General features: G+C 65.6%; 14 protein-coding genes and 1 tRNA gene. 5 read left to right on the top strand and 10 right to left on the bottom strand.

Features of this window, described 5'->3' with window-relative positions; all coding sequences use genetic code 11:
• The first annotated feature begins 176 nt into the window (after window positions 1–176).
• The 5 genes from B0G57_RS14520 (at window position 177) to rodA (ending at window position 6,707) form a co-directional block, all read left to right on the top strand.
• The gene (locus B0G57_RS14520) at window positions 177–1,220 is read left to right on the top strand and encodes a rod shape-determining protein (RefSeq protein ID WP_017772379.1); all 1,044 of its coding nucleotides are present in this window, start codon (window positions 177–179) and stop codon (window positions 1,218–1,220) included.
• Window positions 1,221–1,369: 149 nt separating this feature from the next.
• Entirely contained in the window at window positions 1,370–2,500 is a 1,131-nt protein-coding gene (gene mreC / locus B0G57_RS14515; RefSeq protein WP_018441278.1) for a rod shape-determining protein MreC, read from the top strand.
• Window positions 2,497–3,009, top strand: coding sequence for a rod shape-determining protein MreD (gene mreD / locus B0G57_RS14510; protein WP_018441279.1), 513 nt, complete (start codon window positions 2,497–2,499; stop codon window positions 3,007–3,009). Before mreC ends, mreD begins: the two co-directional genes overlap by 4 nt.
• Before the next feature lie 33 nt (window positions 3,010–3,042).
• A complete protein-coding gene (gene mrdA, locus B0G57_RS14505) occupies window positions 3,043–5,541 on the top strand; it encodes a penicillin-binding protein 2 (protein ID WP_018441280.1) in 2,499 nt (832 codons plus the stop codon).
• 14 nt (window positions 5,542–5,555) lie between these two features.
• A complete protein-coding gene (rodA, locus tag B0G57_RS14500) occupies window positions 5,556–6,707 on the top strand; it encodes a rod shape-determining protein RodA (protein ID WP_018441281.1) in 1,152 nt (383 codons plus the stop codon).
• A 78-nt stretch (window positions 6,708–6,785) separates the two neighbouring features.
• Here rodA and B0G57_RS14495 read toward each other — a convergent pair whose 3' ends face one another.
• The 10 genes from B0G57_RS14495 to rsmB form a co-directional block, all read right to left on the bottom strand.
• Window positions 6,786–7,568 (bottom strand): tetratricopeptide repeat protein, encoded by a 783-nt coding sequence (locus B0G57_RS14495; protein WP_018441282.1) that lies wholly within the window; start codon window positions 7,566–7,568, stop codon window positions 6,786–6,788.
• The gene (locus B0G57_RS14490) at window positions 7,565–8,347 is read right to left on the bottom strand and encodes an HpcH/HpaI aldolase family protein (RefSeq protein WP_018441283.1); all 783 of its coding nucleotides are present in this window, start codon (window positions 8,345–8,347) and stop codon (window positions 7,565–7,567) included. The genes B0G57_RS14495 and B0G57_RS14490 overlap by 4 nt, the downstream gene beginning before the upstream one ends.
• Window positions 8,348–8,411: 64 nt before the next feature.
• Window positions 8,412–8,858, bottom strand: a complete 447-nt coding sequence (gene queD, locus B0G57_RS14485) for a 6-carboxytetrahydropterin synthase QueD (protein WP_026229778.1) — start codon at window positions 8,856–8,858, stop codon at window positions 8,412–8,414.
• A gap of 10 nt (window positions 8,859–8,868) precedes the next feature.
• Window positions 8,869–9,501 (bottom strand): 7-carboxy-7-deazaguanine synthase, encoded by a 633-nt coding sequence (queE, locus tag B0G57_RS14480; RefSeq protein ID WP_018441285.1) that lies wholly within the window; start codon window positions 9,499–9,501, stop codon window positions 8,869–8,871.
• Window positions 9,502–9,549: 48 nt separating this feature from the next.
• Window positions 9,550–10,281: a 7-cyano-7-deazaguanine synthase QueC gene (gene queC / locus B0G57_RS14475; protein WP_026229779.1), complete on the bottom strand. Its 732-nt coding sequence runs from the start codon at window positions 10,279–10,281 to the stop codon at window positions 9,550–9,552.
• 258 nt (window positions 10,282–10,539) lie between these two features.
• A tRNA-Phe gene (locus B0G57_RS14470) sits at window positions 10,540–10,615 on the bottom strand.
• A 59-nt stretch (window positions 10,616–10,674) separates the two neighbouring features.
• Window positions 10,675–11,367 carry a response regulator transcription factor EsaR gene (esaR, locus tag B0G57_RS14465; RefSeq protein ID WP_018441287.1) on the bottom strand — a complete coding sequence of 231 codons (693 nt, stop codon included), beginning with the start codon at window positions 11,365–11,367 and terminating at the stop codon, window positions 10,675–10,677.
• Window positions 11,368–13,803 carry a sensor histidine kinase gene (locus B0G57_RS14460; RefSeq protein WP_018441288.1) on the bottom strand — a complete coding sequence of 812 codons (2,436 nt, stop codon included), beginning with the start codon at window positions 13,801–13,803 and terminating at the stop codon, window positions 11,368–11,370.
• Window positions 13,793–14,386, bottom strand: a complete 594-nt coding sequence (locus tag B0G57_RS14455; RefSeq protein ID WP_018441289.1) for a DUF4390 domain-containing protein — start codon at window positions 14,384–14,386, stop codon at window positions 13,793–13,795. Before B0G57_RS14455 ends, B0G57_RS14460 begins: the two co-directional genes overlap by 11 nt.
• Window positions 14,383–15,843, bottom strand: coding sequence for a 16S rRNA (cytosine(967)-C(5))-methyltransferase RsmB (gene rsmB / locus B0G57_RS14450; RefSeq protein WP_018441290.1), 1,461 nt, complete (start codon window positions 15,841–15,843; stop codon window positions 14,383–14,385). The genes B0G57_RS14455 and rsmB overlap by 4 nt, the downstream gene beginning before the upstream one ends.
• Window positions 15,844–15,963: the final 120 nt, after the last annotated feature.

The raw sequence follows: 15,963 nt of genomic DNA, 5'->3' as shown, positions 1-15,963 counted from the left end.
CTCGTTTAGGGCGGCCCCCGGTCGAATTCATCATCGCAGCTTCGCGCTCGCGGTGGCGGCGCCCTCCATGTTCTCATGCGGCCGCTTTCGCCCGATCCCGAAGCTTTTATTTTAATTTCCGCTGCCGTGGCGGCGCCTCGTGGCGAAGCACGGCTCTCCGGCGAGACAGGAATTTCATGTTCGGCTTTTTGCGCAGCTACTTCTCGAACGATCTGGCGATCGACCTCGGCACCGCCAACACCCTCATCTACATGCGCGGCAAGGGCATCGTCCTCGATGAACCGTCCGTCGTGTCGATCCGCCAGGAAGGCGGTCCCAACGGCAAGAAAACGATCCAGGCGGTCGGCCGCGAAGCAAAGCAGATGCTCGGCAAGGTGCCCGGCAACATCGAAGCGATCCGGCCCATGAAAGACGGCGTGATCGCCGATTTCACGGTCACCGAGCAGATGATCAAGCAGTTCATCAAGACGGCGCACGAATCGCGGATGTTCTCGCCTTCGCCGCGCATCATCATCTGCGTGCCCTGCGGCTCCACTCAGGTCGAGCGCCGCGCGATCAAGGAAGCCGCGCATGGCGCCGGCGCCTCGCAGGTCTACCTGATCGAGGAGCCGATGGCCGCGGCGATCGGCGCCGGGCTCCCGGTCTCCGAAGCGACGGGCTCGATGGTCGTCGATATCGGCGGCGGCACCACGGAAGTCGGCGTGATCTCGCTCGGCGGCATCGTCTACAAGGGCTCGGTGCGCGTCGGCGGCGACAAGTTCGACGAGGCGATCGTCAACTACATCCGCCGCAACTACGGCATGCTGATCGGTGAGCAGACGGCCGAAGCGATCAAGAAGGAAATCGGCTCGGCGTTCCCGGGCTCCGAAGTGAAGGAAATGGAAGTGAAGGGGCGCAACCTCTCGGAAGGCATCCCCCGCAGCTTCACGATCTCGAGCAACGAGATTCTCGAAGCGCTGACCGATCCGCTCAACCAGATCGTCTCCTCGGTCAAGATCGCGCTCGAGCAGACCCCGCCGGAGCTCGGCGCCGACATCGCTGAGCGCGGCATGATGCTGACGGGCGGCGGCGCGCTGCTGCGCGATCTCGACCGGCTGCTCGCCGAAGAAACGGGCCTGCCTGTGCTCGTCGCCGAAGATCCGCTCACCTGCGTCGTGCGCGGCTCCGGCATGGCGCTCGAGCGGATGGACAAGCTCGGCAGCATCTTCTCGTACGAGTGATGGCGTTCGCGGGCGCCTCCCAAGCGGACTGCCTCAGGGAGCCCCCGAAAGGGTGCTCCGTTCGGGGCGCCGCAGGCACGACATCCCCGGCGCAGCCGATGCGCTGAGGAACGCGTCGCCCGCTCACGATCACGCCCCCGGCGTCGACCATGGAATACAGTCCGCCGCCGCTATTCAAGCAAGGCCCGTCCGCGCTTGCGCGGCTCATTTTCTTCGTTGCCCTGGCCCTCGCGCTGCTCGTCTCCGACGCCCGCTTCAGGACGCTCGAGATGTTGCGCGCGGTACTCGACATCGGACTCTACCCGTTGCAACGAGCGGCGCTCGTTCCGCGTGACATGATCGTCGGCGCGACGAGCTTCGTCGTCTCCACGGCGACATTGCGCCGAGACAACGCGAAGCTGAGCTCGGACAATCTCCGGCTGTCTGTCCAGGCGAATCGAACCGCGTCGCTCGCCGCCGAGAACGCGCACCTGCGCGGGCTGCTCGCGCTTCGCGAACAAACGGGCGTGCAGACGACCCCGGCCGAGATCCAGTACGACATGCGCGACCCGTTCACGCAGAAGGTCGTCATCGGGCGCGGCTCACAGCAAAGCGTCGCGGAAGGTTCGCCCGTCGTCACCGAGGACGGCATGATCGGGCAGGTCACGCGCGTCTTCCCGATGCAGTCGGAGGTCACGCTGCTCACGGACAAAGACCAGGCCGTGCCCGTGCAGATCGTGCGCACCGGGCTGCGCGGCGTCGTCTACGGCACACCCGCCGGCAATGCGCTCGAATTGCGCTTCGTGCCGATCAGCGCCGACATCGTCGTCGGCGACGAGCTCGTGACGAGTGGCCTGGACGGCATTTATCCGCCCGGACTGCCCGTCGCGAAAGTCGTGCGTGTCGACAAGCTCGCCGATACGGCGTTCGCACGCGTCGTTTGCGTGCCTGTCGCCGCCGTGCGTGGCGCGCGCGACGTGCTCGTGATCAGCTACAGGAGCGGCATACCGCCGCGCCCCGAGCCGTTGCCGGCGCCGGCCGCGCAGAAGGACGCGAAAGGCAAGAAAACGGCAAAGACGGCCGACAAAAACGACAAGGCCGCGCAGGGCGGCAAGACCGACAAGGCCGCCTCTCAGACAGTCGGGAAGCCCGTCGACAAGGCGGCGTTCGACTCGCAAGCGAGCTCGGCGACCGGCAAAGCGGCCGGGCACACCGCGACGCCCGCGGACAAACCGGCTGACGGCACGAAGAAACAACAAGCGCCGGCCGCGGGTCATGCGGCATCGGGAGCCGCGCGATGAATCGTCCGCAATACATCCTGCTGCCGGTCAATCCGTATTTCATCGCGTTCAGTCTCGCGGCCGCGTTCCTGCTGAATCTGATGCCATGGGGCCGGCTCATCGGCGTGCCCGACTTCGTCGCGCTCGTCCTGCTGTTCTGGAACGTCCATCAGCCGCGCAAAGTCGGCATGGGCATCGCGTTCCTGCTCGGCCTCCTGATGGACGTCCACGACGCAAGCCTGCTCGGCGAGCACGCGCTCGCCTACACGCTGCTCTCGTACGGCGCGATCACGATTCACCGGCGCGTGCTCTGGATGCCGCGCGGCCTGCAGGTCTTCGCCGTCGCGCCGCTGCTCGTCACGGCGCAGCTCGTCCCGTTTGTCACTCGCCTGCTGACCGGCGCCGCGTTTCCGGGCTGGGGCTACCTGATCCACGGTTTCGTCGAAGCCGCGCTCTGGCCGCTCGCCTGCACGCTGCTCTTGATTCCGCAGCGCCGCCCGGCCGATCCGGACGACACGCGTCCCATCTAATCAAGCGCCGCGAAGACGCGAGAGCGCGAGAGCATGACCGAATTCAAGAACACTCAGCAGCAGGTATGGCAGTTTCGCGTGCGCGTGGCGGCGGCGGGATTCTTCGTGCTCGTCTGCTTCGGCCTGCTCGTGCTCCGCTTTCTCTTTCTGCAGGTCTGGCATTACAGCAAGTACTCGCTGCAGGCCGACGAAAACCGCATCTCGGTCGCGCCGATCGTGCCGAACCGCGGCATCATCACGGATCGCAACGGCGTGGTGCTGGCCCGCAACTATTCGGCCTACACGCTTGAGATCACGCCGTCGAAGCTCGACGACACGCTCGAGAACGTCATCAACAAGCTGGCCACGGTCGTCAATATCGATGCGGTCGACAGGCGGCGCTTCAAGAAGCTGCTCGAGGACTCGAAGAACTTCGAGAGCCTGCCCATTCGTACTCGGCTCTCCGACGAGGAGGTCGCGCGCTTCACGGCGCAGCGTTTCCGTTTTCCGGGAGTCGACGTGCGCGCGCGGCTCTTCCGCAATTATCCGCTCGGGCCGACGGCCGCCCATGTGATCGGCTACATCGGCCGCATCTCGCAACGGGACCAGGAGCGCATCGACGCGGCGAGCGAGCAAAACGACAGCGATCCCGATCACTACGATCCGCGGCTCGACGCAAACAATTACAAGGGCACCGATTACATCGGCAAGATCGGCGTCGAGCAAAGCTACGAAACCGAGCTTCACGGCCTCACCGGCTTCGAGGAGGTCGAAGTCACGGCGGGCGGCCGGCCGGTACGCACGCTCTCGCGCACGCAGGCGACACCGGGCAACAACCTCGTGCTTTCGATTGACATCGGCTTGCAGGAAGTCGCCGAGCAGGCGTTCGCGGGACGCCGGGGCGCCCTCGTCGCGATCGAGCCGTCGACGGGCGACGTGCTCGCCTTCGTCTCGGCGCCGAGCTTCGACCCGAACGCGTTCGTCGACGGCATCGATCAGCAGAACTGGGACGCGCTCAACAATTCGCCCGATCACCCGCTGCTCAATCGCCCGCTCCACAGCGCCTATCCGCCCGGCTCCACCTACAAGCCGTTCATGGCGCTCGCCGCGCTGGCGTTGAAGAAGCGCACACCCGAGTGGGGCTTTCACGATCCGGGGTTCTATACGTTCGGCGGCCATACGTTCCGCAACGACGTGCCGCAGGGCCAGGGCTGGATCGATCTGGACCGCGCGATCATGGTGTCGAACGACACCTACTTCTATATGCTGGCGCACGATCTCGGCGTCAATGCGATCGCCAATTTCATGAAACCATGGGGCTTTGGCCAGATCACGGGCATCGACATCGCAGGCGAGGCGCGTGGGATTCTGCCGTCCACCGACTGGAAGAAGCATGCCTATCGCAAGCCTGAGCAACAGCGCTGGTACGAGGGCGAAACGATCAGCCTCGGCATCGGCCAAGGCTACAACTCGTTCACGATGCTGCAGATGGCGCACGCGGTAGCGACGCTCGCGAACGACGGCGTCGTCATGCGGCCGCACCTGGTGAAGGAAATCGAGAATCCGATCTCGCATCAGACGAGGCTCACCGTACCGCACGAGAGCGGGCGCATTCCGCTCGTCACGCAAGACGAGATCGATCTCGTCAAGAAAGCGATGACCGAGGTGACGAGCAACCCGTCCGGTACAGCCTATCAAGTGTTCCGCAACGCAGCCTATAGCGTCGGGGGCAAGACGGGCACGGCGCAGGTGTTCTCGCTGCAAGGCCAGAAGTATCACGGCGGCGCCCTTGCTGAACACTTGCGCGATCACTCGCTTTTCATCGCATTTGCGCCGGCCGATCATCCGCAGATCGCCGTCGCGTTGATCGTCGAGAACGGCGGCTGGGGAGCCAGCGTCGCGGCGCCGATCGCGAAGAGCGTCCTCGATTACTACCTGCTCCAGCGCAATAAGCCGGGCGTGCTCGCGCAGGAAGTCGCGGCGGCCGCCGCGACGGCGTCGGCGACGGCCGCGTCAGAAGCCGCCGCTGTGTCCGGGGTGGGGCAAGTCGCGCAGCCGGCCGAGGCTGGCGCTGGCGCCAGCGCCAGCGTGGTTGCCAGCGCCGTCAATTCGGAGCCGCATGCCGATCAATCGCTCCCGATCAAGGTAGCGGCCGGCTTCAAAGCACTGCCTGTGCCCGATGTACTGGCTTCCGTGCCGCCCGCCGCATCGGCGGCCGAAGCCGCAATCGTCGCTTCGGGACTGATGCCCGCTTCCGACGCGTTCGCCTCCGCGGCTCCGGCCCCGGCGTCCGGCGCATCGGGCTCGGCCGCCGATCTATTCCCGGCCGCCGATCCCGACGCCGGCATGGGCTCGTCGGCCAGCGCAACGAGGTCGCGCTCTACGGCATCGCTGCCGGGCCTCAGCGCGGCCGCATCGGCGGCGCTGGCCGCCAAGCTGAGGCATCATGCGCCGGCACCGCGTCCGCCCGGATCCGTCCAGGGCGGCGCTTTAGGGCCCGCGAGCGAGCCGCGCGGCGCCGCGTCGGGTACATCGCCCGCCGCACACGATTAAAGGACCAGGGGAACATGAATTCCGACGACAAGCGCGTCTGGCTCGAACGAGTCAAGAAGCTCTTCGTGGGCTTCGATCGCCCGCTGGCGCTGATCGTCTTCCTGCTGCTCTGTGTCGGGCTCGTCACGCTCTATAGCGCGAGTCTCGACGTGCCGGGCCGCGTGGAAGACCAGATGCGCAACATCGTGCTGACGTTCATCCTGATGTGGGGGCTCGCGACCGTGCCGCCCTCCACGCTGATGCGCTTCGCCGTGCCGCTCTACACGTTCGGCATCGCGCTGCTCGTCGGCGTCGCGCTCTTCGGCATCACAAAAAAGGGGGCCAAGCGCTGGATCAACGTCGGCGTCGTCATTCAGCCGTCCGAGATTCTCAAGATCGCGACGCCGATGATGCTGGCCTGGTACTACCAGAAGCGCGAAGCGGGGCTGCGCTGGTGGGACTTCATCGTCGGCTTCGTCATACTGCTCGTGCCCGTTGGTCTTATCGCGAAGCAGCCCGATCTCGGGACGGCCATGCTCGTCTTCGCCGCCGGTCTTTTCGTCATCTACTTCGCGGGCCTCTCGTTCAAGATCATTGCGCCCGTGCTCATCGCCGTCGTCATCGCGGTGGGCTCCATCGCCGCATTCCAGGACAAAATCTGCCAGCCGCAGGTGCAATGGCCGCTCATGCACGACTACCAGAAGCACCGTATCTGCACGCTGCTCGATCCGACCTCCGATCCGCTCGGCAAGGGATTTCACACGATCCAGGCCGTCATCGCGATCGGCTCGGGCGGACCGCTCGGCAAAGGCTGGTTGAAGGGGACGCAGGCGCATCTCGATTTCATCCCCGAAAAGCACACCGACTTCATTTTCGCGGTGTTCTCCGAGGAGTTCGGGCTCGCCGGCGAGCTCGTGCTGCTCTTGCTCTACTCTGCGCTGATCGCGCGCGGGCTCTTTATCGCGGCGAACGGCGCGACGCAGTTCGCGCGCCTCTTGGCCGGCTCGCTGACGATGGCGTTCTTCACCTATGCGTTCGTCAACGTCGGGATGGTGAGCGGAGTCCTGCCCGTCGTCGGCGTGCCGCTGCCGTTCATGAGCTATGGCGGTACGGCGCTGACGACGCTCGGCGTCGCGATCGGCCTCATCATGAGCGTCGGCCGGCACAAGCGGCTCATGAAGTCGTAAAGCTTCGACTCGGCCGCGTGCTGCAGAGCGCACGCCGCGGTGGCTGCGAAAGTCAACCGGCTCCGAACGCGCTCGGGGCTACTGCGGCTTCGGCTGCTGCCCTTGCGCTTCCCGCTTCAACTCGCTGGAGAGCTGTTGAAATTTCAGGCGCGCCGCCGGATCGCCCTGCGCGGCCGCGGCCGCGTAGTAAGCGCGTGCGACGTTGATGTTGCGCGTGACGCCGTCACCGCCTCGCTCATAGAAAGAGCCCGTCACGTATTGAGCCGTCATATCGCCACCTTCGGCCGCCTTCTTGTACCAGTAGAACGCCTGCTTGTTGTCGCGCGCGGTGCCGCGTCCGTCGAGAAACTGGTTCGCGAGCGCGAGCTCGGCCTGCACGTGGCCCTGCTGCGCGGCTTTCAGGAACCACCGGTGCGCCTCGGCAGGGTCGCGCGAAACGAACTCGCCGTCGTCGTACATGCGGCCGTAGACGTACTGCGCGTGTGACATGTTGGCGTCCGCCGCTTTGCGTAGCCATCGGCGTGCTTCGTCGACGTTCGTCGGCGTGCCCTCGCCGTTGAGCAGCATCATCGCGTAGTTGAACTGCGCGAGCCGATTGCCGCGCTCGGCCGCATCTTGGAACTCCTTGAGCGCCGAGCTGAAGTTGCCGGCGTTGTAGTCCGCGACTGCCGACTGCGTCTCGGGGTCGCTCTCCGCAGGAGCGGGCGCGGCCGGCTTCGCCTGCGGAGACTTCGCTTGCGCGAGCGGGGCTTCATCGGCGAGCGCGGCTTTGCCGTGCACGAGCCCGCCGAGGGTCAGCGCGAGCGCGGAAACTGCCGGGAGCGCCGAACGCGCCCACGCGGCCAGCATCTCTTTCCTCATGTCCGTACCTCCTGCAACGCGCTGCGCGCGGCGCGCACGAGCCACAGCACGTCGGCGGCGAGCGAGATGAACTGAAAGCCCGCCTCGCGGTATTGCCGGGCGCTCGCCGGGTCGAGCGCGAAAATGCCCGCCGCCACCGCGGCCTGCCTGGCCGCCGCGGCCACGCGAGCGAGCGCGGCCAGCACGTCCGGATGCTTCGTATCGCCGAGATGCCCGAGGCTCGCGGCCAGATCGGCAGGCCCGACGAACAGGCAATCGACGCCCGGCGTCGCGGCGATCCGCTCGACCTCTTCGAGTCCGCGTGCCGATTCGATCTGCACGATCGTCGCGATTTGCGTGTTGGCGCTCTGCAGATAGTCGCGCCGCGCACCGAACGCGGACGCCCGGACGACTCCCGCCACGCCGCGCAGACCATCGGGCGAACCCGCGCCGGGATACCGCGTAAGACGCACAACGCGTGCCGCGGCTTCGGCCGATTCGATATTGGGGAACATCAGCGTCCGCGCGCCCGCATCGAGGACGCGCTTGACGAGCCAAGGCTCGTCCGCCGGCACGCGCACGACGGGCTCGGTCGGCATATGGGCTGCCGCGATGGCCCGCAACTGGGCCGTGACGTCGGCCGAATCGTTGGGCGCGTGCTCCATATCGATGCAGAGCCAGTCGAACCCGGTATGCGCGAGCGCCTCGGCCGCGTCGGGGCTGCCGAGCGACAGCCAAAGCCCATAGAGAGGCTCGGCTTCCTTCAGGCGCTCTTTGAGGGGATTCGTGAATGCGCTCATCGGCCGCTTCCTCCCTTGAACGCCACCGATCATACCGTGACAATAACGCGGCCGCCCGACGCCGTCATGCGTCGCGGACGAAATCGGCCCAGCAGTTCGGCGTTTCGAAAAGCCGCACGCGAGTGAGGCGAAGATTGACGCCATAATGCGCGTCATAGACGTGAGAAAGCGTCTCGAAAGCGATCGCCGCGAGATTTTCGACGGTGGGTACGCGCTCGAGCACGACGGTCTTGTGATCGGGCATCGACTGGAGAAAATCGCGCACGCGCTCGTCGCCTTCATAGACGAGGAATGCGTGGTCCCAACGGCTCACGAGATGCTCCATCGCGAGCGATTTCACGTCGGCGAAATCCATCACCATGCCGCGATCGGGCGCGCCCTCCGTCTCGATCACGTCGCCTTGCAGCGTGATTTCGAGCACATAGCGATGCCCGTGCAGATTGCGGCACTGGCTGCGGTGATCGGGAATGCGGTGACCCGCATCGAATTCGAGTTTTCGAGTAATCGTCAGCACGGCAACGTTAGGGAATGTTCAGGTACTTGTGCGTTTGCATCGACAAGCGCCATTTCGGATGGCGCTTGCACCAGTCGATCGCGAGCCGCGTGTTGATGTCGCGCGACGGGCCGTCCATCGGCTGCACGAGGAAGTGATCGAAATCGAGCGCCGCGTATTCGGCGAGACGCTGATTGTCCTGCGGAATGACGACCTTCAGCTCGTCGCCCTTCGTGACGACGAGCGGCGCGTCGGCCTTCGGGCTCACACAAACCCAATCGATCGATTCGAGCACCGGGAGCGAGCCGTTCGTCTCGATCGCCACTTCGAAGCCGGCCGCATGCAGCGCATCGATGAGCGGCGCGTCGAGCTGCAGCATCGGCTCCCCGCCCGTGCAGACGACGAAACGATAGTCCTCGCCCGTCGGCCAGAGCGAGGCGATCTTGTCGACGAGCGCGGCGGCATCGCGATACTTGCCACCGTTTTCGCCGTCCGTGCCGATGAAGTCCGTATCGCAAAAGCGGCACACGGCGCTCTCGCGGTCCTCTTCGCGCCCGGACCAGAGATTGCATCCGGCGAAGCGGCAGAAGACTGCGGGGCGCCCTGCGTTCGCGCCTTCGCCCTGTAGCGTGTAGAAGACTTCCTTGACTGCGTATGTCATGTTGCCTTTTTTCCGTCCATGCTCGCGGCGACGCGCGGTGCGCCCGGCTCACGCGGGCTGGGTCACCTTCTCGCCGGTCAGATAGGCCTCGTAGCCGCGCTTGCGAAGCCGGCACGCCGGGCATTCGCCGCAGCCGAAACCCCAGTCGTGCAGCTCCGCGCGCTCGCCGACGTAGCACGTGTGAGTTTCGACCCGAATCAACTCCACGAGCGCCTGCCCGCCGATCGAATCGGCAAGCCGCCACGTGTCGGCCTTGTCGAGCCACATCAGCGGCGTTTCGATGATCTGGCGGCTCGCCATCCCGAGATTGAGCGTGACCTGCAGCGCCTTCATCGTGTCGTCGCGACAATCCGGGTAACCCGAAAAGTCAGTCTCGCACATTCCGCCGACGAGCACGCGCAGACCGCGCCGATAAGCCACCGCGGCGGCGATCGTCATGAACATCAGGTTGCGGCCCGGCACGAACGTATTCGGCAACCCGCTCGCGGCAGTCTCGATCTCGATCTCTCGCGTCATGGCGGTATCGCTGATCGAGCCGAGCACGGAGAGATCGATCAGATGATCGTCGCCGAGCCGGCCGGCCCACGCGGGGAAGTCTCGGGCGAGCCTTTCACGGATACCCTCGCGGCACTCGAGCTCGACGCGATGGCGCTGGCCATAATCGAAGCCGATCGTTTCGACAGTCTCGTAGCGATCGAGCGCCCAAGCCAGACACGTGGCCGAATCCTGGCCGCCCGAAAACAACACGAGCGCGCCTGTCGTAGCGTCTCTCTCAATCACCGTGAACACTCCGTGAGGCGTAATGAAAAGGAACCGCAGCGATTGCGCGGCGCATCGCGCGCCGCGCCGACACGCCTTCGGCTTCCCCAGTATAGGCCTCGCCTTCCGAAGCCAGGCGTTCCGTTCCTTATACCTGGGGTCGGGCCGGCAACATCTGCGCTGCCCGCACAATTGACGTGCGCCGATGCGCCCCGGCGACGATCCCGAAGCAATGAAGAAAACCCCAAGAACCTTGCGATTCTTGGGGTTATGTACCGCTGGTGGCCTGGGGCGGAATCGAACCACCGACACGCGGATTTTCAATCCGCTGCTCTACCAACTGAGCTACCGGGCCACGAAGAAGCGAGATTATAGCAAGGTCTTCATGGCTCCTCAAGCGCTTTTGACGCCTCGTCATTCCCCTTTGTTCTTGCCGAGGTCGACGCCGAGTTGCTTGAGCTTTCGATAAAGGTGGGTGCGCTCGAGGCCCGTCTTTTCGGCCACGCGCGTCATGCTCCCGTTCTCGCGCGCGAGATGGTACTCGAAGTAGGCGCGCTCGAACGCGTCGCGCGCGTCGCGCAGCGGGATATCGAATGAAATCGAGGCCGCCTGCGCGGCGACGGCGCCCGCCGACGCATTGTCGGCAGTGAGGCCGGGCAGCGCAACGGCCGCGGCGACCGTCGTCGCGTTGGCGGGTACGGTCGACTTCGCCGCGGCGACGCCGCCTACGGCCGGCAGCGCGGTGCCACGCGCCAGCCCTTGCTCGACTGCCTTCAACAACTTCTGCAACGCGATCGGTTTTTCCAGAAAGTTGAGCGCGCCGATTTTCGTCGCTTCGACGGCCGTATCGATCGTCGCATGTCCCGACATCATGATGACGGGCATCGTCAATTGCCCCTGCGCCGCCCACTCCTTGAGCAGCGTCACGCCGTCCGTATCGGGCATCCAGATGTCGAGCAACACCAGGTCGGGCGCTTGGCGCAAGCGGTAATCCCGCGCCTGCTGCGCGTTTTCCGCCACTTCCACGGCATGTCCCTCGTCGCTCAGGATTTCCGAGAGCAACTCCCGAATACCCATTTCGTCGTCTACCACCAGGATGGTTGCCATTTATGCTGCCCTTGTCTGCGCTATTGCTTTTGTCGTTCCCGGCGTGGCGCCCCCGCGCGTTGCCACATGCCCTGCCGCGGGCGGCGCGCCGTCGTCCGCCATTTCCAGGAACAAAATCGAAATCTGCGCACCCTCGACGGTCTCGCCCGACTTGACGCGATTGCGAATGTCGATGCGAGCGCCGTGCTCGTCGACGATCTTCTTCACCGTGGCAAGCCCGAGCCCCGTCCCTTTGGCCTTCGTCGTCACATAAGGCTCGAATGCGCGCGTGAGAATGCGGGCGGGAAAGCCCGGTCCGTTGTCCGAGACCGTCAGGCGCACCGCGACGCGCACTTTGCCTTGGGCGTCGGGATCGCCATATTCTACTGTCTTGGTCTCGAGCACGACACGTGGATTTTCGACGTCGGCGACCGCGTCCTGCGCATTTTGCAGCAGATTGTGAATGACCTGGCGCAACTGCGTCGCGTCACCTTTGATGACCGGCAACGTGTGCAGATCGACGACGATCGGGCTCTTGCCTTCCTCGATGCCATAAAGCGAAAGGACTTCGGTCACGAGTTCGTTCAGCTGCAAGTTCGCCAGCACGGCCGGGGGCGTGCGCGCGTACTCGCGAAAATCGTCCACCATTCGCTTCATCGCGGCCACCTGGTTCACGATCGTCGTCGCGCCACGCTTGAGCACGTCGGCATCGGGCGGTGTCAGCTTGTCCGCGAGCTTCATCTGCAATCGCTCGGCCGAGAGCTGAATCGGCGTGAGTGGGTTCTTGATCTCATGGGCGAGCCGCCGCGCTACTTCTCCCCACGCAGCGGAACGCTGCGCCGAGATCACGTCGGAGATGTCGTCGAACACGATCACGTAGCCCGTCGTTTGCGCTTCGTCGGGTTCCGCGTCGAGGACGCCCTCGAGACTCGCAACGAGCCGCGAGCCACGCACGAGCAGCGTGATCGGCTCCGTTTCACCGGCCACCGGCACGGCGAATTGCTGCTGCCAGTGGCCGTCGTCCGGGCCGCCCGTGCTCGCCGCGTCGCGATCCGCAAACGCCTTGCGGACCATCGCCGCGAATTCCGCCATGACGCCGATGCGCTCGAGCGAAGCGCCGAGCATTGACTGGAACGGCTGCCGGAAGATGCGCTCGGCGCCGCGATTGGCCGTGGTGAGACGGAACTGCCGGTCGAGCACGAACACGCCTGCCGTCAGATTCGCGAGGATGCTCTCGAGGTAGGCCTTCGAGTGCTCGAGCGCGATGCGGTTTCGTTCCACGGCCGCGCGTGCTTCCGAAAGCTGGCGCGTCATCGCATTGAACGACTGGGTCAGAAAGCCGAGCTCGTCGCGCGTCTTGATCTCGCGCTTGGGCGTGTAGTCGCCCTCGGCGACTTCCTTCGTTCCCTGCGCCAGCAGGAAAAGCGGCCGCGCGAGCTGATTGCCGAGCGCGAGCGCAAGCATCATCGCGATGAACGTCGCGAGAAAGAGGGCGAGCGTCAGCGTCCCGATGTACATCTTGCGCAGCCCCGTGCGGCCCAGCGCCTTCTCCTGGTATTCGCGATAGGCGCGTTGTACCGCGTCGGCATTGCGCGCAAGCGAGGGCGATACGGGTTGCGTCAGTTGCAAGTAGCGCTCGGCCGGCTGCAACAGCGACGTGCTGGCATCCGGAATGCGCTCGACGACGCGCAAGCGCAGTGCACCCTTGGAGCCTTTCGCATGCGAATCGTCGTCGACTTCGCCCTCGACCGCCGCGAAACCGCGCCTACGAGCCTGATCGATCATGAGCGCTGTCGGCATATCGTCCGGCACGAGCGACGCGATGTTGCCGCCCGACGCCTGCGCGACGACATGCAGTCCCGGCGCCGCACCCGACACGCCGCCGCTCACCGATTCGAGGACCATCGCCTCCTGAACCCCGAACTGATCGCGCAACCGCAGCAGCGTGATCGTCGTATTGGCCGGACCGGCGCTCGCGAGCTGCTCGGACATCAGGCGTGCCTTCGTCTGCAGATCCGAGAGCGTCGCGTCGAGCATGCCGCGGCCAAGATTCAGACCCGACGTGAGCGCCGTCTCGACGTTCACGTCGAACCACGACTCGATGCTGCGCGAGACGAATTGATACGAGACGACATAGATGATGGCACCCGGCACAACGCCGACGAGGGCGAAAAATATAGCGAGCTTCGCAAGCAGCCGCGTGCCGAATTTGCCCTTGCGCAAGCGCACGAGAATCATCACGCAAAGCGCGACGACGACGAGCAGAAAAACGAGCGCAACGGCGATGTTCGCTGCGTAGAGCCACGAATAGTAGCGATCGAAGAACTCGGTGTTCGCGCTCGCGGCGGCCAGCAGCAAGAGCAGCAAGAGCGCCGTCACCGCGACCGTCGAGACGAGCACGCGCAGCACGATGCTCTTGGCGTCAGCGGCACGACGCACCTGCGCCTTACTTAGCATGTTCGGCCACCGTAAACGTAAAGCGCTTCCAATCGGAAGCAAGCGACCAATCGCGGTTGTTCACCGCGTCGACCTGAAACGGCTTCGGCATCAGCGCCGTATCGAGCGCCATCCGTACCGATGCCGTGTACGTTTCGCCCGCCCGCACCTGCGTGCGGTCGATCACGTGCCAGGAGGTCACGTGCTTGATGACCGCGAGGGCGTCGTCGAGCGAGCCGAAACCGAGCTGCAGACCGCCACTCGTGACACGGTACTCGCGTGTGAGCGGCTGAAACGAAAGACGCCACGTCTGGGAGATCGACACCGGCTGCTCGTCGAACCAATACCAGCGCGCGCGCGTCAACTCGAAGTCGGTCGTGAAATAAAGCGGCACCCCCCGATTGACCGCCTCGACGAGGCTGCTGTTCAGCTCGAACTCGAAGCGCGCATCGAGACTCCATCCCGAACCGTCGGCCTGCAGCGATGCGCGCTGGACGGCAATCGGATCGGCATGCGCCGGCGCCGCCGCGGCGAGGCAAAAGGTCAGCCCTATCCAGAGCACGGCCACGAGCCGAAGCGGGAAAAAGCGTTTGCTGATCGTCACCGTTTCTGAAAGCGCGCGTAGAAAAAACCGTCGTGGTCGATGTCGGACCCGGTGCGCTCAGCGGCGCGCATGCCGGCTGTCGTGGACGCCGCCAGCGCGTTCGCCGCGCTGGCCGAGACCGGCGCCAGTTGCCCCGGCGCGTCCAATCGTACCGCATCTTGATGCACGCGTTCAAACCGCGCGGCCTGCTGCTCGCCCTCCTCGGGAAAGATCGAACAAGTGACGTAAAGCAGCTCTCCTCCAGGCGCGACGAGCGGCCAAAGCGCATCGACGATACGTTGCTGCTCGCGCGCGAGCGCCGCGATGTCGGCGGGCCGGCGCAGCCAGCGGATGTCCGGATGACGGCGAACGATGCCGGACGCCGAACAAGGCACGTCGGCAAGAACGCGATCGAACGCGGTGCCGTCGTGCCACGTCCCGGGCGCGCCCGCATCGCCGATGCGCACTTCGGCCTTGAGCCCGAGACGCTGCAGATTTTCGCCGATGCGCACGGCTCGCTCGGCATCGCTCTCGAGCGCGACGAGTCTCACGTCGGCAAGCTCGAGGACGTGGCAGGTCTTTCCGCCCGGTGCCGCGCATGCGTCGAGCACGCGCATGCCGTCGCGCGCGCCGAGCCATTCGGCCGCGAGCTGCGCCCCGGCGTCCTGCACCGATACGACGCCCTCGGCAAAGCCTGGAATTCGCTCGACCGGCAATGGGGCCGCGAGCCGCAGCGCATGTGTGCCGATTGCGAGCGCCTCGATTCCCGCTTCGCGCAGCGTCTGCTGATAGGCCGCGACTGTCGCGCGTCGCGCATTGACGCGCAGCGTCAGCGGGCCCGGCCGGTTGCCGACGTCGAGAATCTCCCGCCAACGCTCGGGCCACGCGCGCGCCACCGCGTCGATCCACCAGCGCGGATAGTTCCATCGCGCGACGGCATCGGTCGCGGCCTCGCCGAGCAGCGAAGCCCGCTCGCGCACGAAGTTGCGCAGCACCGCGTTGACAAGTCCCTTGGCAAAGGCCAGCTCGCGCCGAGCACCAATCGCGCTGACGGCTTGATCCACGACGGTATAGGGAGCATAGGCCGAACGGCTCTCGGCTCCGGTCACCGCGCCATCTTCCTCGTCGGCAAGCAAAGCGAGCGCACAGGCGAGCAGGCAAGCGACATGAGCTGGCGGCGGCTTGCGAACGAGCCGGGCTACCAACCAATCCGCCGTGCCGAGGCGGCGCAGCGTCCGATAAGCGATATCCTGCACCGCCCCCCGCGATAGCGCGACCGCGGCGGCCGGGCTTTGCGCGTGGACGGCGGCGAGCGCCGCGGGCAACGCCGTGCCCCCGCGCACCACGCACACGGCTTGTGCCGCCGCATCGAGTGCAAAGCCGAGCGAATCGGGTGCGAGATGCAGTGCCGACAGATGGAGGCCGCGCGCGGTTGCAGGTTTAGCGGCGTGGCGGCGCGGCGACGAAGATCGGGTCATGGGAAGAGACGAACCGGCATGCCGCTCAGGGCATCGCGTAGAACAAACGCGACATTGTAGCCGCTCTCGTCGGAGAGCCCGATACCATGGACGGGGCGCGCACGGCCGCCCCGTTTGCGC

Source organism: Trinickia symbiotica, assembly GCF_002934455.1.
GTDB lineage: Bacteria > Pseudomonadota > Gammaproteobacteria > Burkholderiales > Burkholderiaceae > Trinickia > Trinickia symbiotica.
This window is presented reverse-complemented; position numbering and strand designations above follow the sequence as displayed.

What these genes read in the sequence shown, in the direction of transcription:
- B0G57_RS14520 (WP_017772379.1), top strand. Translation starts at nt 177, where the DNA reads ATGTTCGGCTTTTTGCGCAGCTACTTCTCGAACGATCTGGCGATCGAC.
- mreC (WP_018441278.1), top strand. Translation starts at nt 1,370, where the DNA reads ATGGAATACAGTCCGCCGCCGCTATTCAAGCAAGGCCCGTCCGCGCTT.
- mreD (WP_018441279.1), top strand. Translation starts at nt 2,497, where the DNA reads ATGAATCGTCCGCAATACATCCTGCTGCCGGTCAATCCGTATTTCATC.
- mrdA (WP_018441280.1), top strand. Translation starts at nt 3,043, where the DNA reads ATGACCGAATTCAAGAACACTCAGCAGCAGGTATGGCAGTTTCGCGTG.
- rodA (WP_018441281.1), top strand. Translation starts at nt 5,556, where the DNA reads ATGAATTCCGACGACAAGCGCGTCTGGCTCGAACGAGTCAAGAAGCTC.
- B0G57_RS14495 (WP_018441282.1), bottom strand. Translation starts at nt 7,568, where the DNA reads ATGAGGAAAGAGATGCTGGCCGCGTGGGCGCGTTCGGCGCTCCCGGCA.
- B0G57_RS14490 (WP_018441283.1), bottom strand. Translation starts at nt 8,347, where the DNA reads ATGAGCGCATTCACGAATCCCCTCAAAGAGCGCCTGAAGGAAGCCGAG.
- queE (WP_018441285.1), bottom strand. Translation starts at nt 9,501, where the DNA reads ATGACATACGCAGTCAAGGAAGTCTTCTACACGCTACAGGGCGAAGGC.
- esaR (WP_018441287.1), bottom strand. Translation starts at nt 11,367, where the DNA reads ATGGCAACCATCCTGGTGGTAGACGACGAAATGGGTATTCGGGAGTTG.
- B0G57_RS14460 (WP_018441288.1), bottom strand. Translation starts at nt 13,803, where the DNA reads ATGCTAAGTAAGGCGCAGGTGCGTCGTGCCGCTGACGCCAAGAGCATC.
- rsmB (WP_018441290.1), bottom strand. Translation starts at nt 15,843, where the DNA reads ATGACCCGATCTTCGTCGCCGCGCCGCCACGCCGCTAAACCTGCAACC.